Origin of the sequence: Chryseobacterium sp. 2VB, from assembly GCF_005503635.1 — a bacterium.
Classification (GTDB): Bacteria; Bacteroidota; Bacteroidia; order Flavobacteriales; family Weeksellaceae; genus Chryseobacterium; species Chryseobacterium cupriresistens.
Map to the genome: position 1 here is coordinate 302,207 of NZ_SCNC01000002.1, position 24,161 is coordinate 326,367.

The following is a 24,161-nucleotide window of genomic DNA, read 5'->3' on the forward strand; positions in this document are numbered from 1 at the left end:
AAATTTCAACCATGGCAATTTTATTGATTATTATTTTATTTATACTGATGCTGTATGCATTCAGTACATCAGGGAAGTTTAAAAAAGAATCTCTTCAAAAAGATACTCAAATTACAAATCTAAAAGGAGAGAACAGCCGTTTGAAAATAGAGGTTTCCAAATTACAGCTCGATAAGAATACTTTGAACAGAAAAATAGTTGAACTATCACAACATAATGATGCATTGAGAAAGTATCAAGATATTATTGATGTTAAAGTTGAGTGCGATTACCTTCTTAAAAAAGCAGAAAGAGATAGCCTGAGATTAAGAGATAAGGCAGGACAGGAGCTTTCTAATGCACAGCTTGAAGCTCGTGAGCTTCGTAGGAATGTAAAAGAAACTACTGAGAAGAAAACACGAGAGATTGAATTACTGTATGAAAATGCTGTAAATGAAGCGAAGCGTATTGTAGATAATGCTGAAGTGAGAGCAGAATCAATAGGAGGAGATGCTTACAGAAGTTTGAGAGAAGCAGATCAGATTGCGGATAGAATAAAAGCAATGAAAAATGTTATTGAAGGGTATGGCAATGAATATCTGGTACCAACTTATACTTTATTGGATGAGCTTGCGGAAGATTTCAGTCATAAAGAAGCAGGTGATAAACTTAAAAAACTTAGACATAACAATAAACTAATGATTGTTAGCAGACAGGCTGGTATCTGTGATTATATGGATGAATCAAGAAGAAATACTGCTATTGATTTTGTTATTGATGCTTATAATGGAAAAGTAGATTCTATTTTAGCGTCAGTAAAGAAAGATAACTTTGGAATATTGAAACAAAAGATGGATGATGCTTTCCAACTGGTTAATTTTAATGGTCAGGCTTTTAGGAATGCGAGAATATCTGAAGTTTACCATAGTGCGAGGGTAGAAGAACTGAGATGGGCTGTAGTTGCCCAGGAGTTGAAATGGCAGGAACAGGAAGAGCAGAGACAAATTCGTGAGCAGATTCGGGAAGAAGAAAGAGCTCGCAAAGACTATGAAAAAGCAATCAAAGAGGCAGAAAAAGAAGAACAAACTTTAAAGAGACTGATTGAGAAAGCTGAATCTCAGGTTGCCAGAGCTAATGAAGAACAAAAGATACTTTTTCAGCAACAGCTTGAAGAATTACAGCAAAAACTTACTCAGGCTGAAGAGAAAAATCAAAGAGCAATCTCAATGGCCCAGCAGACGAGAACCGGTAATGTATACATTATTTCAAATATCGGTTCATTTGGAGAAGATGTTTATAAAATTGGTATGACAAGACGTTTGGATCCTTTAGACCGTGTTCGTGAACTTGGGGATGCAAGTGTCCCTTTTGAGTTTGATGTTCATGCTATGATATATGCTGAAGATGCCCCTGCATTGGAAAAACAGCTTCATAAAAAGTTTTTGAAAAGTCAGCTTAACAAAATTAATCCAAGAAAAGAGTTTTTTAGACTAAATATCCATGATGTCAGAAGTTATATTGATTCTATGGGAATTGCTTGTAAATGGACACTGGTAGCAGAAGCAAAACAATACCGTGAAACTTTGAAGCTTGAAGAAGATATGAAAACCAATAAACAACTTGAAGCAGAATGGGAACAATATCAAGAGGTTGCAGATCCTGTTACTTATGATGAAGTTCTCCTGGAAGACTAAGTTTTTCAAAAAAGATACGAGCCCTTTACACCCACGGTTTAAAGGGTTTTATTTTTTCTAAATATCATTCCTTATGATGTGAAAAATTCCCCTCCTTTTGAAGGATGGCGAAAATTCAAAGAATTTTTGACGGGGTGGTTTATCGTTTCATATTAACCGGATTTCCGGGAATTATTGCTATTTTAGAAGCCCCAAAATAGATTTATAGCGATACTCTAATGAACAAATCATCACTTAATGCCTACTTCCATTCCTTATTTAGTATCCAAGCTGAAATAGTTGAAAAAATTACTGAAAAATTCAGTCATTTTGAGGTAAAAGCAAATACTGTTTTGCTGGATAAAGATACGATCAGTACCAAAACCTACTTCCTGGAAAAAGGCTATGTGCGGTCTTATATCCTGAATGAAGATAATGAGGAGATTACCACCAATATTTATACAGCTCCCTGCTTCGTTAATGATTTTCTGTCTTTTTTCAGACAGCAGCCTACCAAAGAAATATATCAGACGATCACCGAATGTGTCTTTTGGGAGACCGGATTGGAAAACGTACAGCATAATTTTCATAATATTCCTGAATTCAGAGAGTTCAGTAGGCTTCTTTTTGTTCTTAATTATTATACGATCCATGACCGGCTCATCGAAATGGCGAGTCAGAAGGCATCCACAAGATATTTTAACCTGATGAAGAAAGATCCGGATATTTTTCAGCATGTTCCTTTGAAGGTGATTGCTTCTTACCTTGGCATCAAGGACAGTTCCCTGAGCAGGATCAGAAGGGATATTCATAAATTGTAATTTCTTTTCATTTGTCAAGTGATAGTTCAGAAATCATCGCTCATCTTTGCTTAAAAATAATTTCATGAACAAAAAACATATTGTTGTAGTAGGATTAGGTGGTGTAGGCGGTTATTTTGGATTTAAAATAAATCAGAATAATGAAACCACGGAAAAATATACCATTTCTTTTGTTGCCCGTGGAGAAACGTATGAGAAAGTGAAAGAAAACGGCTTGACTTTGTTATCTCCCGAGCATTCCAATTCTCAGACCCATCCTGATGATATCGTGCAGAATATCAGTGAGATCAAAAATCCTGACCTGGTTTTGATCTGTGTAAAAGAGTACGATCTTGAAAATGTCTGTAAACAGTTGCAGGAAATTATTAATAAAGATACTGTATTGCTTCCGATGATGAACGGAGCAGATATTTATGACAGAATCCGTAAAATAATTCCGGAACACACTATTCTTCCAACCTGTATCTACGTAGCTTCCCATATTAAAGAAAGAGGAGTAGTGGAACATAAAGGAAAAGCCGGAAAAATGATTGTGGGAAGAGATCCTGAGCATTTTTCTGCTCCTGTAGAATGGATTACAGAGCTATTGATTGAAAGTAAAATTGATTTTGATTTTAAAGATAATTCATTATCAGATATCTGGACGAAATTTATTTTTATTGCCAGCTTCGGATTGGTAACAGCAAAGCATAATTCATCTATTGGAACTGTATGTACCGATGAACAGCAGCAGAAAGAAGCGGCTGAAATTATGAAAGAAATCAAACAGATTGCTGATAAGAAAGGAATCTATCTTCAGGAAGATATCATTGCTAAAACATTTGAAAAAGCCTCAACATTTCCTTTTGAGACTCCAACTTCCTTACAGCTTGATATTAATTCCGGAAAGAAGGATAATGAGCTGGAATTGTTTGCAGGTGCTGTATTGAAATATGGTTCTGAAACTGGGGTAGAAACTCCTTTTACTCAAAAAATCTACACTGAGATTAAAGCAAAATAAGTTTGGGCCTTAACTCAAAGAAAAGCAATATAAGAAGGCGGGCTAAAGCCCGCCTTTATTGAAATCGAATATAAAATACAGAAGTTTAGGCACTGTGCATAAATTTCTGCCGGTTCAAAAGCACTTCTTCAGTTTCCCGATGATCAGGGTCATCTACACAGCAGTCTACAGGGCATACCGCCTTACATTGAGGTTCCTCATGAAACCCTTTACACTCCGTACATTTTCCGGATACAATATAATACACTTCATCCGAGACTGCCTGATGATAAGCATCGGCATCACCTTCCGTACCGTCAGGAAATATGATATGTCCTGAAAGTTTGGTTTTGTCTTTCCAGCGCCAGTCAATAGCACCTTCGTAAATGGCTGAGTTGGGGCATTCAGGTTCGCAGGCTCCACAGTTGATACAGGCATCTGTTATTTTTATAGCCATATTGTTTGAATTTAGAGGGTTTAAAAAAGGGATTTCGTCAACGTTGAACAGTTCGGAAATCCCCGCTAAACTTAATTACAGCAGTTCAACACTGTTCTTTGAAAATAATCAGCATAAAGTGTGCTATTTTTTATTTTAAATCATTAATATGCAGTAATTTCTGCCGGTACTTAGTCAATAATGGTTATTTTTTTAGAAGCTGCAATGCTGATAAGCTTATCAAACTTACCGGAATACAGATCCGAAATCTGAGAGGGTGGTTCTTCCTTAAATAATGAAGACCTGACAATCGGAACACTGAATGGCAATGGCCAGGCACGCAATGATTTGGCTATAGAATCCATGGCGTTAATTCCCTGCATGGCCTGAAGACCATCAGCCCAGCATACCAGCCCTACAGTTTTATCCGTGAGATAAGGCTCGTACCAGTTGGCGGTTACTTCAAGCCAGTCCAGGCAGTTTTTCATTACTCCCGGAATGCTGCCGTGATAAAGCGGAGCCAGCCAGATATGCAGATCAGCATCTGTAAACATTTGAGCCATACGCTCTACGGCCAAAGGAGTTTTGTTAAGTGTGACATCGAATAGAGGAATGCCGGAGTCAGCAAGTGTAAAAATATCAGTCTGAATTCCCAGTATTTTCAGGCGTTCAGAAAAATAATCTGAAATCAGTCCGGAAGTAGATAAAGTTCTTCTTTCCAGCGATCCGTTGAATATGATTGCTTTCATTTTTTAATGTTTAAAAATTACTTTGGGTAACCCAATTTCACCATACATCAGTGTTTTCACCAGCGGTTTCAGTAATCCTGCTGCTAATAAATACAATGAAGGATCATGATGAGTACTTGCGCGGACAACCACTTTCTGATTTTTATACTGTTTCAGATCAGCATAGATGAGACGGCGTTTCCAGAGATCAAGGAGTACAGTTTCTGCATTGTTTAAATCAGCATAAGAAGCGTAAGGAGACAATTTTTCCATAATAAGCATATAAGCCCAGGGCGGAATGATAGCATCCGTAGAACAGATGATCGCTACTGCTTTTTCATTGTAAACAGAAAAATCCACCGCAGCAATTGATTCTTTAAATTCCTTCTCCTTAACAATCATTCCCATGAAAAGATGTTCTTTGATATCCAGTTCTACAATTTCCGTAGTCGGTTTGTAATCTGAAAGGTCAAGAGCAATAATGCCTGAAGCCTTTGCTTTATTGATAAAATTTTCCTCAGTCATAATTCGTTTACTTTCAGTATTATTTATTTTACTTTTGACAAGGCTTCTTCATATTTTCTTTCAACAGCTGACCAATCCAGTACAGACCAGAAAGCATCCAGATAATCTGCGCGTTTATTTTGATAATTCAGATAATAGGCATGTTCCCAGACATCTATTCCCAAAATCGGAAAACCTCTGTTGGTGGAAAGAATATCCATCATCGGATTATCTTGATTAGGGGTAGAGCTGATGGCCAATGAGCCGTTGAATTTTACAAAAAGCCATACCCATCCTGAACCAAACTGTGACAAACCTGTCTTCTTCATTTCTGCTTTTAGATTGTCAAGGCTCCCGAAAGTAGCTGTGATATCGTCATGAAGCATGCCTTCAGGATTCAGCTTGGGTTTTGGAGAAATAATTTCCCAAAATAAAGAATGGTTATAGTGGCCGCCACCATTATTTCTGACGGCAGGACTGTATTCACTTATTCTTTGCAGTAATGAATCAAGGTCGGGATTGGTTTCATTGGTTTGTGCCAGTGCTGCATTCAGATTATCTACATAAGCCTGATGATGTTTCTGATGGTGAATGATCATCGTTTCTTTATCTATAAAAGGCGCCAAAGCATCGTAAGCATAAGGTAACTGTGGTAATGTAAATGGAGTCATTGTATTTATTTTTTTGATTAATGTCTCACAAAGGTAGAAATATATTTAAATAAAACAACTTTATGGTTGTTTTATTTATTTTCTGATGAGTATAAGTAAAATGTAGTAAATCTTTATTTTATCCTTGATTTTATAAGGTTATAGAAAATGACTATATTTGTTGTTGAAAAATAAAACAACCTAAATATTGTCAAATGAAGAAGCCGGCTGCGGATCGTATTCTGATGTTTTTGAAGATGAGAGGTGAGGCTACATCACTTCTTATTGCTGAAGAATTGTCAATCACCAAGGAAGGAGCAAGAAAGCATTTACTGAATCTTGCTCAGGAAGGATTAATTAGGTCTTCGGTGAAGAGCGAAGGGGTTGGGCGCCCATCTACGTACTATACTCTTACAGAGAAAGGACTGGCTCAATTTCCGGATACCCATGCGGATGTTACGGTTCAGATTTTGAAATCCGTGAAAAATCTTTTGGGTGAAAATGCATTGGATTTATTAATCAGCGACCGGGAAAAAAATACCCATGAGCGTTATGAAAAAGTACTTTCAAAGGCAGAATCACTGGAACAGCGCCTAGAATCTCTTTCAAAAGTGCGTAGTGATGAAGGCTATATGGCAGAATGGAAAAAAGAAGGGGAAGACTATTATCTGATTGAAAATCATTGTCCGATATGCGCTGCAGCAACAGAATGCCAGGGTTTTTGCCGCGCGGAGCTATCCAATTTCCAATCCCTGATAGGAAAGGAGTATACAGTGGAAAGAATAGATCATATTACTTCCGGTGGGCAGCGTTGTGTTTATAAAATCAGCCAATAATTCATCGCTTATAATTTATCATTCAAAATGGCTTTAAAAGCAGTAATATTTGATATGGACGGTGTTCTGGTAGACTCAGAAAAATTCTGGACCCAGGCAGAACTGGATGTATTTTCATCTTATGGAGTGCAGGTTACGGATGATCTTGCGGCACAAACCAAATATATGACGACTCAGGAAGTAACCGAATTCTGGTATAAAAGATTCCCCTGGGAAAATTTTGATGCCTCTGATCTGGAATATAAAGTGGTTACAAGAGTAATCGAAATGATACAGACCGAAAACTGTACCATGTCTGGTGTAGAGAAGTTTATTAAAAATCTTAAGAACAAAGACTACAAAATAGGCCTGGCTACCAATGCTCCTTTACGGGTAGCACATGCGGTGCTTGAAAAGCTTCAGGTTCATGACCTGTTTGATACCATTCACTCATCAGAGTTTGAAACTCAGGGAAAACCTCATCCTGCCGTATATCTTACTTCTGCAAAAAATCTCGGAGTTTCCCCGGAAGACTGTATAGCTATTGAAGACAGTCAGTCAGGATTAAAGGCCGCAAAAGAAGCCGGAATGCAGACTGTAATTTTCACCAATAATGATGAAAGCATAGATTCAAACCTTGCCGATTTTAAAATCCTGGATTTTAATACAGTTTTTCTGCCGTTATTTGGTGAATAGTGAATAGTGAATCCGCTGCGCTGTGAATTTAACAGGTGTTATAAAAATTGACTATTGACTGCGCAGCAAATTGACTATTGACTTTAAAAGTGAAAGGTAAAAGGTGAATCCGCTCCGCTGTGAATTTAACAGTTGTTATAAAAATTGACTATTGACTGCGCAGCAAATTGACCATTGACATTTCCTCGCATCTCACATCCCGAACCCAAAATCAATACCTCGTCAAAACCTCCATCAGCAACAGAATAGAAACCAGCTTTTTAGACGACTGATACTCCGGACTAAGCTGTTCACGGATTTCTCCCAAAGCTTTGCTTAATTTATTACTTACTGTTTTATTGCTGAGTCCCAGCGCTTCTGCTGTTTCATTCACAGACATATTTTTCCTGATTCTCATATCGTATACCTGCTGTTCCGTTGAGGGAAGCTGGGAAACGACTTCATCAATCATAGTCAATAAAGCACTGATCTCATTTTCTTCAAGGATTTCAAAATACTCGGAATCTGCTATTTCTATTTCATTCGGAATATCAAACTCGTCAATACTCAGCGTAGGAGGCGCTTTTTTGTAGCTGTTATAAAAATCAATAATCCGGTAATGAAGATGACGGAGAAGGTAGCCTTTGGCACTTTCTGTATCATCGGTTTGTATGGCATCCGTATTCTCAAGAATCTTCATCCACAGGTTCTGGAGGATTTCTTCAGAAACTTCCTTATCCCGTGTCCGTACATAAACAAAGCGGTACAGACTATCCCAATACCGGTCATACAGCAGCATAAATGCAGGGCGGTCACCTGATTTTATTTTCTTTAATAATATATAGTCTGTTGGGCTCATATTGTGATACAAAATTACCTAAAGGAAAATTAACTTTTTGTGAACTTTGGGTGTGATAAGATTAAATATTTCTGAAAAACAGGCCGAAAATTGAACGTTAATGTTGAGTAAATGTGAAATATGACGAAAATTATTAACAATTTGGTTGTAATGTGAATATAACGTTAAGAATGCCCCGGGGAAGTTTTTCATTTTCACTGTCTTATAGATAGAAGTATCTGTGAATACATGAAAGACCCCTATGAAAAAACTTTTACCATATAAAAATATTGAAGCCTTTGTTTTCAGACTTTGGGAACGGGAAGTTTCGGAAGACTCAATTTCTGAAAAAGAAAATGAACTTTTAAAACAGTGGAAAAATCTTGCAGAAAAAGATCTGGATATTGTGCATCTTAAAGAATCCAGAGAAAGGGTATTATCCGGACTGGAAAATTACTTTTCTCAAAAAGATATTGTATCTATCCCGTCAGCAAAAAGCTTTAGAACACATCTTTATAAAATTGCAGCGGTTATTATTCTGCTTTTAACATTGGGCGGAGTTTTTACCTACACCTTATTCATTAAGCCAGATGTTTATCTTGCAGAATCCGGAAATCGTATTGTTCATCTTGAAGACGGATCTGTGGTTACTCTTTTACCAGGCGCTGTACTGACTGTAGAGAAATCTTTTCCTGCGTCCACCAGAGTTGTGGATTTGAAAGGAGATGCAATCTTTTCTGTGGCAAAATCTAAAACACATCCATTCATTGTTCGTGCTGATGGTTTCAGTACTAAAGTATTGGGAACGGTATTTAAAATCTCACAGTCCGGGAAGAAAAAAGCGGTTGATCTTTATGAAGGAAAGGTGGCTGTATCCACTCCCGGGGTTCCGGTTTCGTTCCTTAAGCCTAATCAGAAGTGGACCAACTTCGGAATTGCTCATACTACGGCAGTTATTTCACTGAAACCTGTAAAAAATTCAGCAGACAGGATTGCTGCAATATTGTCTCTGAGTTTTAACGATGTTCCTTTAAAAGAAGTAGTAGCAGTCCTGGAAAGCAATTATCATACAAAGGTTCAATATCCTAAGGAAGCTGAAGATAAAAAAATTACTGCTGATTTTACGGGAGGAACGGTCGGAGAAAATATTGAATCACTGGCTTTCATCCTGGGACTGGAAGTACAGAAAAAAGAAAATACCTATATCCTTAAGAAATAAATCATTATAAAAAATAAATAATCATAATCAAGAGAACACTATTAAGTATGAAAAGTTTGAAATGTGGGATTACCATAGCAGCCTTATTTTTTACTGTAGCAGCAGAAGCTCAGGAGCTGGTTCAGAAAGTAACATTTTCTGTACCTGCCAACAGACCGTTGATTGAAGTTTTAGAAGAATTTGCGGGAAAAACGGGGATGAGACTGGCTTATTCCAAAGTAGATATTAAAGAGCTGAAGGTAAAAGGAGTGAAATGTGAAAATACTTCTGTCAACAACTGTCTGAAGGACATTACCAATGGGCTTCCTGTTATTTACCGACTGCATGGTGATCTTATTTCGATAAAATATGAAAGTTCAAATATTTCCGTACCGGGAAACGGACGTATTTCCGGTAAAATAGTGGATGAGGTGGGAAATCCCGTTACCAGAGCAGAAGTTAATATTGCTCAGAAAACTGTGGTAACAGACAATAACGGAGATTTTACCATAGATCTTCCTTCCGGAACTTATAATCTGACGATAAAAGCACCTAAATATAATACGCTGAGAGTTGAAAAATTGTCTGTTATCAATAACGAAACCAGTTCTGTCTCATTTGCTTTAAACAAAGCTTCTGATAAAATTACAGATATCAAAGAAGTTGTGATTACGGCAGCCCGTAAAGCAGATACTCAGGCGGGACTTCTTGCCCAGCAGAAGAAAGCAGCCCAGATGAGTGATGGTATTTCAGCGGAACAGATTTCCAAGACACCCGACAGCGATGTGGGAGGAACTTTGAAAAGGGTAACAGGAATTACCACCATTGATAATAAATATGTAGTGGTAAGATCCATGGGAGAACGTTGGAACACCGCGGCCATGGACGGAATCAACCTGCCAAGCACGGAAGCGTATAATCAGAATTTTTCATTTGACATTATTCCTACGGCAATGGTAGAAAGTGTGGTGGTAAGCAAATCTGCCACTCCTGATATGAATGCCAGCTTTGCAGGAGGTTACGTAGAAGTGAGAACCAAGGATATTCCCAATGAGAACTTTACAACCGTTACATTAGGAACTTCATATAATGATCAGTCGGCTTTCAAAGAATTTCTGACCCGCAAGCGGGGAAAGTACGACTATTTCGGGTATGATGACGGGACAAGAGATTTTCCCAAAGGACTGGAGCCGATGAACTGGACAGATCCAAGGTTTTTTGAACAGTCCAGGCAGTTTACCAATGACAATTTCAGCACCTATAAAACCAGAGGTGACATGGGATCTAATATACAGCTGGCAGTGGGAAGAACCTACGCTCTTAAAAATAATAATAAATGGGGATTTGCCGGAGCATTTGTTATCAGAAATGAACAAAACAAACTGGATATTGACCATACAGGAAGGGGAAACTGGCTGGATACCACAGGAATGCCTGATGCAAACGGGCAGATTCCATTCTATAACTTCAAAAACAGCGGAGCTTCCTACAATTATAACTCTACACTGGCAGGGATGTTGAACTTTGGGCTGCAGCTGGGAAAAAACAGAATTTCATTCCGTAATTCCTACACCCATATTTTTGATAATACATTAACAAGAGTTACCGGTTGGAATGAGTATACTACTAACAGTGGTATGGCATCCAATGCAGAATTAGCCTATAATTATTTTTATAACGGAATCATCCCCAATAATGATCCTTCCCAGATTAAAAACCTGGACAGACCTTATACTGATAATACCAACTATCCCATCTTTCAGACCCTTTTGCAGAATAAACTGGAAGGGAACCATAAAATAGACAATACTGAAGTCAGCTGGTTTGCAGCAAGAACAGGGATAACTTCTGATACGAAGGATTATACGCAGTATTTGACTCTTTATGATTTTATTGGAAGTGAAATTCTGGCCTATCATAAAATTTATAACACCGGAGCAAATTTTTATAGAGGATATATCGCCAATAAAGAAACGGATTACAATTATGGAGCTTCCGTTAAATGGGATCTGGATTTCGGAAACTTAAACAATACGATTAAGACAGGATATGCAGGAACAGTGAAAAATAATACCAATCAACAACAAAAATTCTTTTTGCGGGTGGATGAGAACAGAAATGTTCCAAATAGTGAAAAAAATTACCTGACAATGTATGGAACCCTTTCAGATTGGTTCAATGGATCTCAATATGTACCGGGAGGTATCGGATGGGAAACCAAGGCATTGTATAAAAACGATAAATATGAAGGAGAAGTAAAACAGCACGCTCTTTATCTTATGTTTGATAACCGTTGGAAGAAATTAAGATTGGTATGGGGACTTCGTGCAGAGTACTTTAAGTATGACCTTATTTCCCAGCAACTGGACACGACTGATGATAAGAATATTGAAAGAGCAGCTATTGAGGATAAGTCATGGCAATTTATGCCCTCTGCAAATTTTACTTATAGCCCTACGAATAAAATCAATTTCAGACTTGCCTATAATAAATCTGTCATCCGTCCGCAGTTTAATGAAAGAACGGGGCTTCCTTATTTCGATCCGGTGGCCAACGGTTTGATTTACAACACAGAAATGACCTCTTCTGTCATTAATAATTATGATTTCAAATTTGAGTGGTTTCCAGGATTGGGAGAAATATTTTCTGCAGGGCTTTACTATAAAAATATAGACAGACCCATAGAACGTGAAGGGCATATTTCCAGTGAAGGGAATCTATATCTCTATAACGGTAATTCAAAAAATGCAAAATTATTGGGTGTGGAAGCCGAGGTAAGAAAGAATTTAGGATTTATAGCAGACGAAACCTTTCTGAAAAAGCTTTTTATAAGCGGAAACTTTACCTATAATCATACAAAGGTAGTATCCTTTATAGATCTTTATAAAACAGGAGACAATGATGAAACCTATGAAGTAAAACGTCCGCTGTACGGGCAGACTCCGTATGCCTATAACCTTGGATTGACTTATGATGACGACCGATTGGGACTGAGCTTTTTATACAATGCTAAAGGAGATCAGTATATCACCGTAGGATATGCTTACAAAGGAGAAGAAATACAGCGTCCTTATGCGGTGGCAGACGCACAGGTCTCCTATAAATTCCTTCGCAATAAAAATCTTGAATTAAAATTTAATATAAGAAACATCTTCAACAGGGTAAAGGAATATTACAACAACTATAATTCTTATCTGGCTGCAAAAGAGGTAGGAGGAAGCAATATAGGTACAATAAGAGAAGCCTGGGATCTTCTTCCCGGAGCAACGGATAAGTATGATAAAAATATTGACACAATTATGTTCCGAGCTTACAGCGGAAGAATGTTCAGTCTTAGTGTGAATTATACTTTTTAGATAAGTATGTCAACGATATAGAAAGATATCTTAACGATAGAAATGTACAGGTTTCGGGAACCTGATCAAAAACTGAAATATTGATGATGCGCAAAGCAGTACAGTTCTGAGAAAACCGGACGTTAGCAGCTTTAACGGATTGTATGGGAACTCCCGCAATGCAGTTGCTCCTGCAGAGATGGGATGAACCCAAAAACAATACGAAGAAATAGAGAGGAAGATATTACTGAATACTAAAAACTGATCTGGTATAAAAATAAAACAACCGGATTTATTAAAAATTATAACATGAAAAGATTCATTATAATTGCAGTGGCAGGACTATCCCTTACTGCCTGTCAAAATGATCATTTAGCGGATTCTTCTACTTCATTCGAAATGAAATCTACTTATGCTGAGTATATTACAGCTTCTGCTCTTCCGGTAACCAGTGTAAGCGGAGATATTACTTCCAATACAACATGGAGCGGGGTGATTGAAATGGATGGAGTTGTAACGGTAAAAAACGGGGTAACTTTAACAATCCAGCCGGGTACATTCATTAAAGCTAAACCAAGCACAAACTATACCCCTACAGGGGTTTTGGTAATTGCTAAAACAGGAAAAATCAATGCAGCAGGTACAGAAGCTCAGCCTATTATTTTCACCAGCTACAAATTATTAGATGGTAACGAAGATACTACTGCTGCCCCTGGTGACTTCGGAGGTGTTATCTTGTTGGGAGATGCCCCTGCAAATACAATTAATACTAAAACAATTGAAGGATTATCTGGGTATGATTTTTATTACGGAGGTACAAACCCTTCTCACAATGCAGGAATATTGAAGTATGTTCGTATTGAATTTGCAGGATATGACTATGGAGGAGCTAATTCGGGAAACGAAATCAACGGTCTGACTTTAGGAGGTGTTGGTAAGGGAACTACTTTAGATCATATTCAGGTATCTTATGGGAAAGATGACTCTTTCGAATTCTTCGGGGGAAACGTAAATGCTTCCAACCTTGTTTCTTTTGCTGCTGAGGACGATAACTTTGATTTTGATAACGGATATACTGGTACAATCACTTGTGCACTGGCTTTGGCAGATTACAACTCTACACACAGTCCTAGCAGCTCTAGTCCGGATTCTAACGGTATTGAACTTGATAACAATGCAGATGGTTCTTATACAACATTGTTGACTCATCCGGTGATCAATAACCTTACTATTATCGGTGCCAAGAATTCTTCTAAAGGCGTTTTATATGAAAACGGTATCCATATCAGAAGACACGGAAGATTGACATTGAACAATGCTGTTGTAACAGGTTATCCAGTAGGAATCAAAGTAGAAGGTACTGGTTCTGAACTTTCTGCAGCTTCCAATTTAGGTTCAATCCAGGTACACGGATTTGGTACTTCCGTTACAGGAGCTGGTACGGCAGGAATTCCTGCTTCTAACCTATTAACAGGAACTACTGCATCTCTATGGGGTATGAGCCAACCTTTCTATAACGAAGGAAGCTGGAATGTATCTCCAAGAAACTGTGGAAACTTTCAGGGACTTTGGTCCAAGTATAATTTCTCCATTTTAGAATAAGGAAATGAACCTTATGAGTATGGAGATAGAAACTTAGAGTAAAAAGATATCTTAATTATAGAGAGGTACAGGTTTCGGGAACCTGATCAAAAACTGAAATAATACTGATGATGCGCACAGCAGTACAGTTCTGAAAAAACCGGACGTTAACAGCTTTTCCCAGGCATTAACGGATTTTATGGGAACGCCCGCAATGCAGCTCCTCCTGCAGCGATGGGATGAACACCAAAAAACAAATCGAAGGAATAGAGAGGAAGATATTCCTGAATAAAAAACTGATCTGGTATAAAAATAACACAACCGGATTTATTAAAAATTATAACAATGAAAAGACTAACTCTAATTGCAGTGGCAGCATTATCTCTTACAGCTTGTCAAAATGATCAACTGGCAGATTCATCTTCTCCATTCGAAATGAAATCTACTTCTGCTGAGTACCTTACAGCTTCTGCTCTTCCGGTAACTACCGTAAGTGGTGCTATTACTTCGAATACTACATGGAGTGGAGTAGTTGAATTAGATGGAATTGTAACGGTAAAAAATGGGGCTACATTGACCATTCAGCCTGGTACATTCATTAAAGCTAAGCCAAGCGCAAACAATACAGCTACAGGAGTTTTGGTAATTGCTAAAACAGGAAAAATCAATGCAGCAGGTACAGAGGCTCAGCCTATTATTTTCACCAGCTACAAATTGTTAGACGGAAACGAAGATACAACTGCTGCTCCTGGTGACTTCGGAGGTGTTGTTATATTAGGGGATGCGCCTACAAACACTCCATTCACAAAAACAATTGAAGGATTATCCGGTCCTGATTTCTATTACGGAGGTACCAATGCTTCCCATAACGGAGGAACATTAAAATATGTTCGTATCGAGTTTGCAGGATATGATCTTTTAGCTCCGAATTCAGGTAACGAAATCAACGGTCTTACGTTAGGAGGAGTAGGTAACGGAACTACTTTAGATCATATTCAGGTTTCTTTCGGAAAAGATGACTCTTTTGAATTCTTCGGGGGAACTGTAAACGCTTCAAACCTTGTTTCTTTTGCAGCTGATGACGATAACTTCGACTTCGATAACGGATATACAGGAACAATTACTTGTGCACTAGCTTTGGCAGATTACAACTCTACACACAGTCTTAGCGGAGCAAGCCCGGATTCTAACGGTATCGAGCTTGATAACAACGCAGAAGGTTCTTCTACAACATTGTTGACTCATCCGGTGATCAACAACCTTACTATTATCGGTGCCAAGAACTCTTCTAAAGGTGTTTTATATGAAAACGGTATCCACATCAGAAGACACGGAAGATTAACATTAAATAACGCTGTCGTTACAGGTTACCCTGTGGGTATCAAAGTAGAAGGTACAGGTTCTGAGCTTTCTTCAGCTTCAGCATACAGCACCATCCAGGTTCACGGATTTACTACTTCAGTTACAGGTGCAGGTACAGCAGGAATCCCTGCAGCTAACCTGGCGACTGGTACTCCTGCAGCTCTATGGGGTATGAGCCAGCCTTTCTTCAACGAAGGTGGTTGGAATGTATCTCCAAGAAACTGTGGAAATTTCCAGGGACTTTGGACAAAATACAACTTCTCCATTGTAGAATAATAAAAACTTTAAAAAGCAGGGAACAGCACATGCTGATTCCTTGCTTTTACTTCAAAAATTTTAATCATCAGCATTATGAAAAAAATAATTTTATCATCTGTTCTGTTTTTATCCCACCTGGCTGCAGCACAGTCTCTGGTATGGGGAAATTCGTTTGATACTCCTGCCGATCTTCAGGGCTGGACTTTTCATGACCTTAATAGCAATGGAAACGGATGGGTACAGGGAGAAAACATCTATCACAACGGAACTACCTTAGCCTATGGAACTGCAGGTGTTCTCCGCCATTCTATCAATTTGGTTCCAACTGGAAATGCTAACGGATTTACCACAGAAAATGACTGGATTATTTCTCCTCAGATTGACCTTACCAATACTGCAGGAACCATTACGCTGGCCGCTTATATCGGGAGACAGAGATCTACTCACACGATTGTTGCCAGAGAACTTTTTATCTATGTAAGCACACCGCAGAAAGAAGTTCCAACGTTATCGGACTTTCAGGCAATGACCGTAGATGCAGACGGAAATGATGTTCAGAGTATGTATAAAATACAGGTGGGTGACTCAGCCAATCCTTTTCCGGCTGATCTTACCCAGTTTGTAGAATCCCTTGTAGATCTTTCTGCTTTTGCCGGGAAAAAGATCTATATCGGAATGTGGTCAAACAGAAAAACAAGCGGAAACAATGTCCAGAACATTAATATTGATGAAATAGGAATTTATGCTACTTCATTTTTGGGAACTAAGGATGTAAAAAGAAACAAAATTGTAACACAAATAGCAGAAAATCCGGTTAGAGAATCTTTACAGCTGCAGCTTAATCCGGCATTGAAAGAAAATACAACTGTAGTGAATATTTACAATGCAGCGGGACAAAAAGTATTAACCACTCAGTATTCTAAAACGATTAATACGGCAGTCCTTATATCGGGAGCGTATATCGCAGAAATTACAGATGGAAAGATTACGGAAAGGCTGAAGTTTATTAAAAAATAATCATTCTATCCCCTTGGAATCTGATTTTAGGAACACCATGAAATTTTAAATAAATAACGGAGAGTCTTTGAAAAAAGCTATCCGGAACATATCCAACTAGTTTTTTTATAATTATATATTGCCCGGCCCACGGGCCGGGCAATATTTTTAAGTTTTACAAGAAATAATTGAAGAAAGATGAACAAAATCTTCGCATTACTACTGTTTTTCACTGTACTGTTTTCATGTACAGATAATAATACCATGGAGCTGTATGATAAAGTGCAGAAACCCGGAGACGTTAATATCAAAGGATTTTCCAAACCTGATGTCCTTCAGTTGAGGTTGAACGGACAGCCTGTATCCATTGACGGAAAAACGTCCTATACCAATAAAATTGAAACCCAGCTTCAGTTTGTTCTGGATCAGGGAGAAACTAATAAATTGTCTGTCTATAATCATGAAACAGGCGCTGAAATTGCAAAATACAATATTACATATGACAATATAAATGATTATAAAAACCTGTATTTCTTTAATCTCCCCGGAATCTATCTGCAGACCTATGCCGTAAAACCCCAGGTAAATCTGGGAAAAGTAGGTTTTGAATTTATTTTTCCCAACCTGGGTGAATTTTCCGGAAGTTCTCTCAAAGAAGTGAAAGGCATTTTGAAAAGAGAAAACGGAGTAGTACTTGCCGAGTTTGACAATATAGGTAAAGACAACTTTACGGCAGTGAAAATCTATAGTTTTTTCAGCTCGACAGCTCCCATATATCTTGAATTATACAAACCGGGAACTACAGAGCCTTATGCGGGATCTAAAATGATTCAGGTGAAATTAAAACAACACACGGGCGCCAATATGATTGTACTTCAGGAAAAAATGGAAAATGGAGAATGGGTGGTAAAAGGAGATATTGACGTAGCAGAATATCTGTAATTATATATGAAAAACTTTTTAAAACTTCAATATATTGCCATCGCAGTTTTTCTCATTTCGTGTACCAGTAATAATGACGAAAGCGCACCCGTTTTTCCGGAGGGAAGTACCGAAGCTGTAAATCTTTGGGTTCAGGACAGTATGAAAAGATACTATTACTGGGCAGATCAGATGCCTGCAAAGCCGGATTATAAGCTTCCTGTAAAAGATTTTTTTAAAAGTCTGCTGTCTTCAAAGGACCGGTTTTCTTTCATGGTGAATACTGAAGATTCTTCTTCCTATCCACGTTCGATAAGGAATATGTACGGTTTTGACTATACCATTGTTCAGCTTGCTAATAATGAAGTGGTTACTGTAGTGAAGCTGGTGCTTCAAAATTCCCCGGCTTTCAATGCAGGGCTGGAAAGGGGAATGATCATTACCAAAGTCAATGGAAAAGCAATGACAGCTGCGAATGCCGAAGCAATGGCTTCATCCATTAAAGATCAGACCGTTGTAGAGCTTACCGTTGGAAAGTGGCAAAACGGATCGGTAACTGATGAAAAAAGTATTACCGTTTATTATGGTTTTTCTTTTGAACAGCCGGTTTTATCAAAGATTTTTGAGAAAAATGGGAAAAAAGTGGGCTATCTGTACATCTATGATTTTCCTGACGGCATGACACAGACCTTGTACCAAAAATTTGGAGAATTCAAAATGGCAGGAGTACAGGAGCTGATTCTCGATCTCCGTTATAATTATGGAGGCTCGGTGTCATCTGCCGCAGCACTTTGTTCACTGATTCCTTCAGGATTATCATCCGTCTCGCCGTTCATCATTTTTAAAGGAAATAAAAATGGAGGTGAAGTAAAAAGAACATTTGCCCAGCAAATTGCCTATGATCCCAAAGCGTTGGACTTTGCAACGTTGCGTGCGAATGCGCTGGGATTACAGAAAGTATATATTCTCACATCGAACAGTACGGCATCTGCCGCCGAGATTGTTGTGAATAATCTCAAACCTTATATGCAGGTGATTCAGATAGGGGATATTACGCTGGGGAAAGATATGGCCGGATTTGTAGTGGAAGACAAGCGTAAACCCAGAAAAATTTCCTGGCAGATTCATCCGGTGATTTATAAAGTCTTTAATGCCAGCGGAGCCGGAGAATACAGTAGTGGAATTTCCCCGCAGAGCAATGTTAATGAATTTGCCGGACTGCCATTATTACCTTTGGGAGATCCCAATGAAACCCTTATTTCTTCTGCACTTAACGGTGGTTATTTCAAATCAGCAGGTCACGACAAGAATGGAAATATCAAAATTTTATTTCAGAGTGACGTGCCTCCGGTTATGATGGAGAAATAAGCTGGATTCAAAAACAAAAAATAATATAAAAAATATCTTTATCCATTACCCATTCACAAAATAACTAAAATGATAAAATCATGCAGGGAATAGAACCAAAACTTCACATGAACCTGACCAGCCGTATTGAATATTACCGTCTGCTGATAGAAGCTGCGGAAGATCCTGAAAGCCAGCCTTCGGAGATGATTACCCAGATTTCAGAACTGGGACATCTGTACGAACAGTATCTGCTTAACAAGAAAAATCTGGAAAACAGCATCAAAAACTACCGTGCCTATCATAACGATTTGAGAAAAAAGCTCACGTCAAGACTGAGGGAGCTCAGAAGAAAGGCAAGACAGAAATAAAGCCCGGAATGTACTTTATCGGTTGATTTTACGGTGAAATTCATACCTTTATGACATCAAGCAGAAGGATGAAAGACTTATGAATTTTACTCAGGCAGAACTTTCCGGTTATTTACAGGTATTGTGGCAGTTTTCCTAGCCGCAATGGATGATATTCAGCCTGATTGCCAATATTTTCCTCTACCTGTTTTCCATAGGTTTATATATTTTTATCGAGAAGACTTGTCGTAAAAGTCAGCTGCAGGAGAAGAATCGTCCTGTCACCGGATCTGATTTTTATCTTAGTCTGCTTACAATATTGTGTAACAGCTTTGTCATGTTGCTCGGATCTTTTTTATGGAAAAAAGGATGGATTGTGCCGGGACAGACAGAATCAGTAATAGGCATAACAGCGGAAGTTGCAGTTTTACTTCTTTTAATGGATTTTTTGATGTATCTTTTCCATTTTACGGCGCATTTACCTTTCATCTATAAAATGCTCCATGGGAAACATCATGAGCATGTCAGTACCAATTTTTTGAGCCTTTTTGTTCTGCATCCTTTGGAAACCATAGGGTTTGGACTGATGATGCTGGTTATACTCATGGGATATGATTTCTCTGTCATTTCGATTTCCATCTATCTTTTGCTTAATCTGATCTGGGGAACGATAGGGCATCTGAACAGAGAATTTTTTCCGGTGTCTTTTGACCGCTTTTTTGTGGGAACAACCAGGTTTCATAACCAGCACCATTTGGATGAAAGTAAAAACTTTGGATTTTATACTTCGATCTGGGACAGGTTATTCGGGACGTATAAGTAACTATGGATATTACAGTTTTATATTATTCAAAACTTTACCCAGCAGATAATTAAAATTTTCGAGTTCTTTAGAAGTGAGTATAGAAGCTGTCTGCCGTGTAATATTCTTACGGAATGTTTCCGAATTTTCTATGATAAATTGTCCTTTGTCGGTAACCGAAAGATTAAATTTTCTGTGATCTTTTTCCTCCTGTTTTCTGATAATAAAATCATGACTGATCAAAAATTTCAACTGTTTTGAAATGGCTGCCTGACTGATATTAAATGCTGTCGATATTTCTCCTCCCGTGGCTGTTCCTTTTCTTAAAATAAATTCAATAATATTATAATGGGCTGCGGTGACTCCGTTAATATCACCCCGGTTCATGTGAGCCAGAATAAGGCATTGGAAATCAGTAAATGTGTTAAAAAATTCTTTTTCAATGGGTTTCATTACAAATATGCTTAACTTAGTTAAATATTAACAAAGTTAAGTATTTTTATCATGGAAAATATAGAAATTACGAACGCCCGTCAGAATAATCTCAAAAATATTTCCATAAAAATTCCAAAGTACAGGATCGTGGTTTTTACAGGAGTATCGGGATCCGGAAAATCATCTTTGGTTTTTGAAACGATTGGGGCTGAAGCACAAAGACAGATTAATGAAACCCAGAACAGCTTTATCAGAAACCGCTTGCAGCATTATGGCCTTTCGGATGTAGATAAAATTGAAAACCTTAATGTTCCAATCATTATCAATCAAAAACGGTTGGGCGGAAATGCCAGATCTACGGTAGGAACGGCAGCGGACGTGTCTGCTTCTTTAAGACTTTTGTTTTCCAGAATGGGAGAGCCGTTTGTAGGATATTCCAATGTATTTTCATTTAATCACCCGCAGGGAATGTGTCCTGAATGTGAAGGATTGGGATTTGTTCAGACTTTGAATGTGAATACCTTGATTGATCGTGAAAAATCCTTACATGAAGGCGCCATCCGGTTTCCGACTTTTCAGCCTGGTGGATGGCGTCTAACAAGATATACTTTGTCAGGTTATTTCGATAATGATAAAAAACTAAAGGATTTCACCGATAAAGAATGGGAAACTTTGCTGTATGCAAAGGAACACAAACCTAAACATCCACATAAAGAATGGGGAAAAACGGTAAGATATGAAGGTATTGTTCCAAGGATTGAAAAAGCGTTTCTGAAAAAAGATTCTAAAGAAAACATTACAAGAAAAGACGCTCTGAAGAATATTGTGATTACCAAAACCTGCCCGTCTTGCCAGGGAAAACGTCTGAACGAAAAAATACTGTCCTGTAAAATTCAGGGAATGAATATCGCTGACTGTATGGCGCTTTCTGTAGATGAATTACTGGAATTTATTACCTCTCTGGATTCAGGGGCATATGAAGTTATTATCAAAGAGCTTTCTGCAAAACTGCAGAATATCATCACAATCGGATTACAATATCTGACTCTTGACAGAAGTACCAACACGCTTTCAGGAGGAGAATCCCAGCGTATAAAAATGGTGAGGAGTTTGGGAAACAGCCTGGTAGACCTATTGTATATTTTTGATGAACCCAGTATTGGACTTCATCCGAAGGATCTGCAGAATATCATCACTATTATTCAGCAGATCAGAGACAAAGGAAACTCTGTTTTAATCGTTGAGCATGATCCGGATCTGATCAAAATGGCGGACAGGGTTATTGATATAGGCCCTGGTTCAGGAAGAAATGGAGGAGAAGTGATCTATGACGGGACATTTAAAAATTTAAAAAAATCGGCAGGTAAAACAGGTTCTTATTTCGCAACAAAACCTTCCATCAAACAAGAATTCAGAAAACCTGATGGCTATCTGGAAATTAAAAATGCCAACAGATATAATCTTAAAAATGTGACGGTAAATATTCCCACCGGAATAATGACCGTCGTTACCGGAGTGGCAGGATCCGGCAAAAGTACCCTGATAAATCGTATTCTCCCGGAACTCTATCCGGATGTAACTATTATTGATCAATCTTTGTTTGCTGCAAGTGCCCGCTCCAATTTGCTTACTTATCTCGGAATATCAGATATTGTACGTAAGCTTTTTGCACAATCTAACCATGTTTCAGATAAACTCTTCAGCAGAAACAGTGACGGAGCCTGCAAAAACTGTAAAGGTTTGGGAATAGAAAAGATTGACCTGGCTTTTATGGATGATATTGAGCAGCCATGCGAGGTTTGTGGCGGATCGGGATTTGATCCTGACGTACTGCAATATACCTACAGCGGAAAAACAATTGCAGAAGTCATGAGCATGACGGTTTCTGAGGCCTCTGATTTTTTTAAGGAAGAATTGGTGCTCAGAAATTTTGATCTGCTGATACAATTAGGACTTGATTATCTGACATTGGGACAAAGACTGGACAGCTTTTCCGGAGGCGAGAGACAGCGCCTGAAGCTGACAAGAGAACTGAAAAATACCAATCAGATCATTATTCTTGATGAACCGAGCACAGGGCTGCATCCAAGCGATACCCAAAAACTGCTTACGTTTTTTAATGGTCTTGCAGATCAGAATAATACGCTGATTGTTATCGAACACAATCTTGATATTATTTCTCAGGCAGACTGGATTATTGATATGGGACCGGGCGCAGGGAAATTTGGAGGTGAAGTATTGTTTGAAGGAACTCCGGTGGATCTTTTGAAAAATAAAAAATCATTCACTGCAGAGTTTTTGAGAAAACATATCCAATAAAAACAAAAGAAAAGCATTAAGTTGAACTGAACCATGAGATTGCTTCACCTATGGTTCGCAATGACAGGACAGTTCAACTTAATGCTCCTAAAACCTTATCAGCCTTAATGGTTCAAGATTCTTTTATTTTCCAGCCTTTACCGCAGATTTAATGACTTTTTCAATTAATCTCCAGTCATAATAATGAAATACTCGGCCATTGCTCATTGCAACAAAAATGCCTTTCGGGAATTTTGGACCTAAGTTAACATGGGTAACTTCAGAACCATCACTTTCTAATGTAGAAACGGGAATTTCTGCAATTCTCCCTTTGGCCTGATCTTCCCTCAAATATACGTTGAAGGTATCATTCTGCTGATTCGAAACCAGAATATAACCTTTCCCTTTATCAGTAGGATAGATGGAAATTCCTTCCACATCAGATTTAAAATCACCTTTTCCGAAAACAGCTAATTCCTCATTACCTTTTTCCGGATCAGCATAGTATTTGTGAACTCCAAATTGCTCATCAGAATAATAGATATAGCCCATTTCGTCATCTACAGCAATGCTTTCAATCTCTTTCAGACCACTGTATTTTCCGAATTTACGGACAACTTCTCCGGTGATAGAGCCATTTTTTTCCGTAAGCTTATATTGCCATAGGTAGCCGTCAGCAGGACCAGATTTTCTTCCTACAATGACAAATATTTCTTCTGTCTGCGGATTTTTATACATGGAAACTCCCATCGGACCCCGTTCCGTTTCTCCTTCAAATACTGAGATTTCTCCCACTTCTTTCAGTTCAGGAAGCGAATATAATTTTACTTTGTTCGTTTCCCTTTCCGTTACGGCAGCGATGTCTGTTTTCTTTCCATTTAAAATAAAACCATATTCAAGATCAACATTGTTGGGGCGCTTCAATCCTAATACTTTATGGATGATTTTTCCGTTAAGATCAAAGGCGTACAAACCTCCATCCGTATCTTTATCTGTTCCGATGATAATACTTTTTGAAGGATCCTGAGAATTGATCCATATGGCAGGATCATCTGTATCATGAACCACTGTTTCTGTAATAACGGTAGGTTTTAATTTTTCTATAACTTCTTTCTGTCCTGTACAGCTGACCACAAAAGGAAGAACTGAAAGAGCCAGTATATAATGTAGGTTTTTCATG

At 38.2% G+C, this 24,161-nt stretch carries 22 protein-coding genes; 15 read left to right on the forward strand and 7 right to left on the reverse strand.

From position 1 onward, the window contains the following. Positions 1-11: 11 nt before the first annotated feature. The 3 genes from FFS26_RS03475 (at position 12) to FFS26_RS03485 (ending at position 3,473) form a co-directional block, all read left to right on the forward strand. Positions 12-1,673 carry a GIY-YIG nuclease family protein gene (locus FFS26_RS03475; RefSeq protein WP_228449381.1) on the forward strand — a complete coding sequence of 554 codons (1,662 nt, stop codon included), beginning with the start codon at positions 12-14 and terminating at the stop codon, positions 1,671-1,673. Positions 1,674-1,891: 218 nt separating this feature from the next. After that, a complete protein-coding gene (locus tag FFS26_RS03480) occupies positions 1,892-2,473 on the forward strand; it encodes a Crp/Fnr family transcriptional regulator (RefSeq protein WP_137904286.1) in 582 nt (193 codons plus the stop codon). 64 nt (positions 2,474-2,537) lie between these two features. Continuing rightward, positions 2,538-3,473 carry a ketopantoate reductase family protein gene (locus FFS26_RS03485; RefSeq protein WP_137904287.1) on the forward strand — a complete coding sequence of 312 codons (936 nt, stop codon included), beginning with the start codon at positions 2,538-2,540 and terminating at the stop codon, positions 3,471-3,473. An 85-nt stretch (positions 3,474-3,558) separates the two neighbouring features. On the opposite strand, the gene FFS26_RS03490 is transcribed toward FFS26_RS03485, so the two are convergent. The 4 genes from FFS26_RS03490 to FFS26_RS03505 all read right to left on the reverse strand — a co-directional run bounded on the left by FFS26_RS03490 (position 3,559) and on the right by FFS26_RS03505 (position 5,791). Then, positions 3,559-3,909, reverse strand: coding sequence for a 4Fe-4S dicluster domain-containing protein (locus FFS26_RS03490; RefSeq protein WP_137904288.1), 351 nt, complete (start codon positions 3,907-3,909; stop codon positions 3,559-3,561). A 170-nt stretch (positions 3,910-4,079) separates the two neighbouring features. Continuing rightward, positions 4,080-4,637 carry an NADPH-dependent FMN reductase gene (locus tag FFS26_RS03495; protein WP_137904289.1) on the reverse strand — a complete coding sequence of 186 codons (558 nt, stop codon included), beginning with the start codon at positions 4,635-4,637 and terminating at the stop codon, positions 4,080-4,082. 3 nt (positions 4,638-4,640) lie between these two features. Continuing rightward, complete coding sequence (locus FFS26_RS03500; RefSeq protein ID WP_110009731.1) at positions 4,641-5,141, reverse strand: DUF2480 family protein; 501 nt, start codon at positions 5,139-5,141, stop codon at positions 4,641-4,643. Between the two features lie 23 nt (positions 5,142-5,164). Beyond that, positions 5,165-5,791 (reverse strand): superoxide dismutase, encoded by a 627-nt coding sequence (locus FFS26_RS03505; protein WP_137904290.1) that lies wholly within the window; start codon positions 5,789-5,791, stop codon positions 5,165-5,167. 194 nt (positions 5,792-5,985) lie between these two features. Between FFS26_RS03505 and FFS26_RS03510 the strand changes: the two genes are divergently transcribed. Further along, positions 5,986-6,606 (forward strand): helix-turn-helix transcriptional regulator, encoded by a 621-nt coding sequence (locus FFS26_RS03510; RefSeq protein ID WP_137904291.1) that lies wholly within the window; start codon positions 5,986-5,988, stop codon positions 6,604-6,606. 27 nt (positions 6,607-6,633) lie between these two features. Beyond that, a complete protein-coding gene (gene hxpB, locus FFS26_RS03515) occupies positions 6,634-7,281 on the forward strand; it encodes a hexitol phosphatase HxpB (protein WP_137904292.1) in 648 nt (215 codons plus the stop codon). Between the two features lie 211 nt (positions 7,282-7,492). Here hxpB and FFS26_RS03520 read toward each other — a convergent pair whose 3' ends face one another. Then, positions 7,493-8,119, reverse strand: coding sequence for an RNA polymerase sigma factor (locus FFS26_RS03520; RefSeq protein ID WP_137904293.1), 627 nt, complete (start codon positions 8,117-8,119; stop codon positions 7,493-7,495). Positions 8,120-8,360: 241 nt separating this feature from the next. Between FFS26_RS03520 and FFS26_RS03525 the strand changes: the two genes are divergently transcribed. From FFS26_RS03525 to FFS26_RS03565, 9 genes are all read left to right on the forward strand, one after another. Further along, complete coding sequence (locus tag FFS26_RS03525) at positions 8,361-9,317, forward strand: FecR family protein (RefSeq protein ID WP_110009736.1); 957 nt, start codon at positions 8,361-8,363, stop codon at positions 9,315-9,317. A gap of 47 nt (positions 9,318-9,364) precedes the next feature. Continuing rightward, positions 9,365-12,652, forward strand: a complete 3,288-nt coding sequence (locus FFS26_RS03530; protein WP_137904294.1) for a TonB-dependent receptor — start codon at positions 9,365-9,367, stop codon at positions 12,650-12,652. Positions 12,653-12,940: 288 nt separating this feature from the next. Next, positions 12,941-14,233 (forward strand): hypothetical protein, encoded by a 1,293-nt coding sequence (locus FFS26_RS03535; protein ID WP_137904295.1) that lies wholly within the window; start codon positions 12,941-12,943, stop codon positions 14,231-14,233. A gap of 324 nt (positions 14,234-14,557) precedes the next feature. Further along, the gene (locus tag FFS26_RS03540; protein WP_110009739.1) at positions 14,558-15,850 is read left to right on the forward strand and encodes a hypothetical protein; all 1,293 of its coding nucleotides are present in this window, start codon (positions 14,558-14,560) and stop codon (positions 15,848-15,850) included. A gap of 75 nt (positions 15,851-15,925) precedes the next feature. Continuing rightward, the gene (locus tag FFS26_RS03545) at positions 15,926-16,849 is read left to right on the forward strand and encodes a T9SS-dependent choice-of-anchor J family protein (RefSeq protein ID WP_110009740.1); all 924 of its coding nucleotides are present in this window, start codon (positions 15,926-15,928) and stop codon (positions 16,847-16,849) included. Between the two features lie 177 nt (positions 16,850-17,026). Beyond that, on the forward strand, positions 17,027-17,770 hold the full coding sequence (locus FFS26_RS03550; RefSeq protein ID WP_228449382.1) for a hypothetical protein: 744 nt from the start codon (positions 17,027-17,029) through the stop codon (positions 17,768-17,770). A 6-nt stretch (positions 17,771-17,776) separates the two neighbouring features. Next, positions 17,777-19,117 carry a S41 family peptidase gene (locus tag FFS26_RS03555; RefSeq protein ID WP_137904296.1) on the forward strand — a complete coding sequence of 447 codons (1,341 nt, stop codon included), beginning with the start codon at positions 17,777-17,779 and terminating at the stop codon, positions 19,115-19,117. A gap of 80 nt (positions 19,118-19,197) precedes the next feature. Continuing rightward, the gene (locus FFS26_RS03560) at positions 19,198-19,467 is read left to right on the forward strand and encodes a hypothetical protein (protein WP_110009742.1); all 270 of its coding nucleotides are present in this window, start codon (positions 19,198-19,200) and stop codon (positions 19,465-19,467) included. Between the two features lie 148 nt (positions 19,468-19,615). Further along, entirely contained in the window at positions 19,616-20,269 is a 654-nt protein-coding gene (locus FFS26_RS03565; protein WP_228449383.1) for a sterol desaturase family protein, read from the forward strand. A gap of 9 nt (positions 20,270-20,278) precedes the next feature. Here FFS26_RS03565 and FFS26_RS03570 read toward each other — a convergent pair whose 3' ends face one another. Further along, positions 20,279-20,701, reverse strand: coding sequence for a MarR family winged helix-turn-helix transcriptional regulator (locus FFS26_RS03570; protein WP_137904297.1), 423 nt, complete (start codon positions 20,699-20,701; stop codon positions 20,279-20,281). Between the two features lie 51 nt (positions 20,702-20,752). Here FFS26_RS03570 and FFS26_RS03575 point away from each other — a divergent pair, with 51 nt between their 5' ends. Continuing rightward, a complete protein-coding gene (locus FFS26_RS03575) occupies positions 20,753-23,002 on the forward strand; it encodes an ATP-binding cassette domain-containing protein (RefSeq protein WP_137904298.1) in 2,250 nt (749 codons plus the stop codon). Positions 23,003-23,125: 123 nt separating this feature from the next. On the opposite strand, the gene FFS26_RS03580 is transcribed toward FFS26_RS03575, so the two are convergent. Then, positions 23,126-24,160 carry a phytase gene (locus FFS26_RS03580; protein WP_137904299.1) on the reverse strand — a complete coding sequence of 345 codons (1,035 nt, stop codon included), beginning with the start codon at positions 24,158-24,160 and terminating at the stop codon, positions 23,126-23,128. Between the last annotated feature and the right edge of the window lies 1 nt (position 24,161).

Excerpts from the sequence above, each read along its gene's own strand:
- FFS26_RS03475 (WP_228449381.1), top strand. The coding sequence starts at position 12 with ATGGCAATTTTATTGATTATTATTTTATTTATACTGATGCTGTATGCA.
- FFS26_RS03480 (WP_137904286.1), top strand. The coding sequence starts at position 1,892 with ATGAACAAATCATCACTTAATGCCTACTTCCATTCCTTATTTAGTATC.
- FFS26_RS03485 (WP_137904287.1), top strand. The coding sequence starts at position 2,538 with ATGAACAAAAAACATATTGTTGTAGTAGGATTAGGTGGTGTAGGCGGT.
- FFS26_RS03490 (WP_137904288.1), bottom strand. The coding sequence starts at position 3,909 with ATGGCTATAAAAATAACAGATGCCTGTATCAACTGTGGAGCCTGCGAA.
- FFS26_RS03495 (WP_137904289.1), bottom strand. The coding sequence starts at position 4,637 with ATGAAAGCAATCATATTCAACGGATCGCTGGAAAGAAGAACTTTATCT.
- FFS26_RS03500 (WP_110009731.1), bottom strand. The coding sequence starts at position 5,141 with ATGACTGAGGAAAATTTTATCAATAAAGCAAAGGCTTCAGGCATTATT.
- FFS26_RS03505 (WP_137904290.1), bottom strand. The coding sequence starts at position 5,791 with ATGACTCCATTTACATTACCACAGTTACCTTATGCTTACGATGCTTTG.
- FFS26_RS03510 (WP_137904291.1), top strand. The coding sequence starts at position 5,986 with ATGAAGAAGCCGGCTGCGGATCGTATTCTGATGTTTTTGAAGATGAGA.
- hxpB (WP_137904292.1), top strand. The coding sequence starts at position 6,634 with ATGGCTTTAAAAGCAGTAATATTTGATATGGACGGTGTTCTGGTAGAC.
- FFS26_RS03520 (WP_137904293.1), bottom strand. The coding sequence starts at position 8,119 with ATGAGCCCAACAGACTATATATTATTAAAGAAAATAAAATCAGGTGAC.
- FFS26_RS03525 (WP_110009736.1), top strand. The coding sequence starts at position 8,361 with ATGAAAAAACTTTTACCATATAAAAATATTGAAGCCTTTGTTTTCAGA.
- FFS26_RS03530 (WP_137904294.1), top strand. The coding sequence starts at position 9,365 with ATGAAAAGTTTGAAATGTGGGATTACCATAGCAGCCTTATTTTTTACT.
- FFS26_RS03535 (WP_137904295.1), top strand. The coding sequence starts at position 12,941 with ATGAAAAGATTCATTATAATTGCAGTGGCAGGACTATCCCTTACTGCC.
- FFS26_RS03540 (WP_110009739.1), top strand. The coding sequence starts at position 14,558 with ATGAAAAGACTAACTCTAATTGCAGTGGCAGCATTATCTCTTACAGCT.
- FFS26_RS03545 (WP_110009740.1), top strand. The coding sequence starts at position 15,926 with ATGAAAAAAATAATTTTATCATCTGTTCTGTTTTTATCCCACCTGGCT.
- FFS26_RS03550 (WP_228449382.1), top strand. The coding sequence starts at position 17,027 with ATGAACAAAATCTTCGCATTACTACTGTTTTTCACTGTACTGTTTTCA.
- FFS26_RS03555 (WP_137904296.1), top strand. The coding sequence starts at position 17,777 with ATGAAAAACTTTTTAAAACTTCAATATATTGCCATCGCAGTTTTTCTC.
- FFS26_RS03560 (WP_110009742.1), top strand. The coding sequence starts at position 19,198 with ATGCAGGGAATAGAACCAAAACTTCACATGAACCTGACCAGCCGTATT.
- FFS26_RS03565 (WP_228449383.1), top strand. The coding sequence starts at position 19,616 with ATGATATTCAGCCTGATTGCCAATATTTTCCTCTACCTGTTTTCCATA.
- FFS26_RS03570 (WP_137904297.1), bottom strand. The coding sequence starts at position 20,701 with ATGAAACCCATTGAAAAAGAATTTTTTAACACATTTACTGATTTCCAA.
- FFS26_RS03575 (WP_137904298.1), top strand. The coding sequence starts at position 20,753 with ATGGAAAATATAGAAATTACGAACGCCCGTCAGAATAATCTCAAAAAT.
- FFS26_RS03580 (WP_137904299.1), bottom strand. The coding sequence starts at position 24,160 with ATGAAAAACCTACATTATATACTGGCTCTTTCAGTTCTTCCTTTTGTG.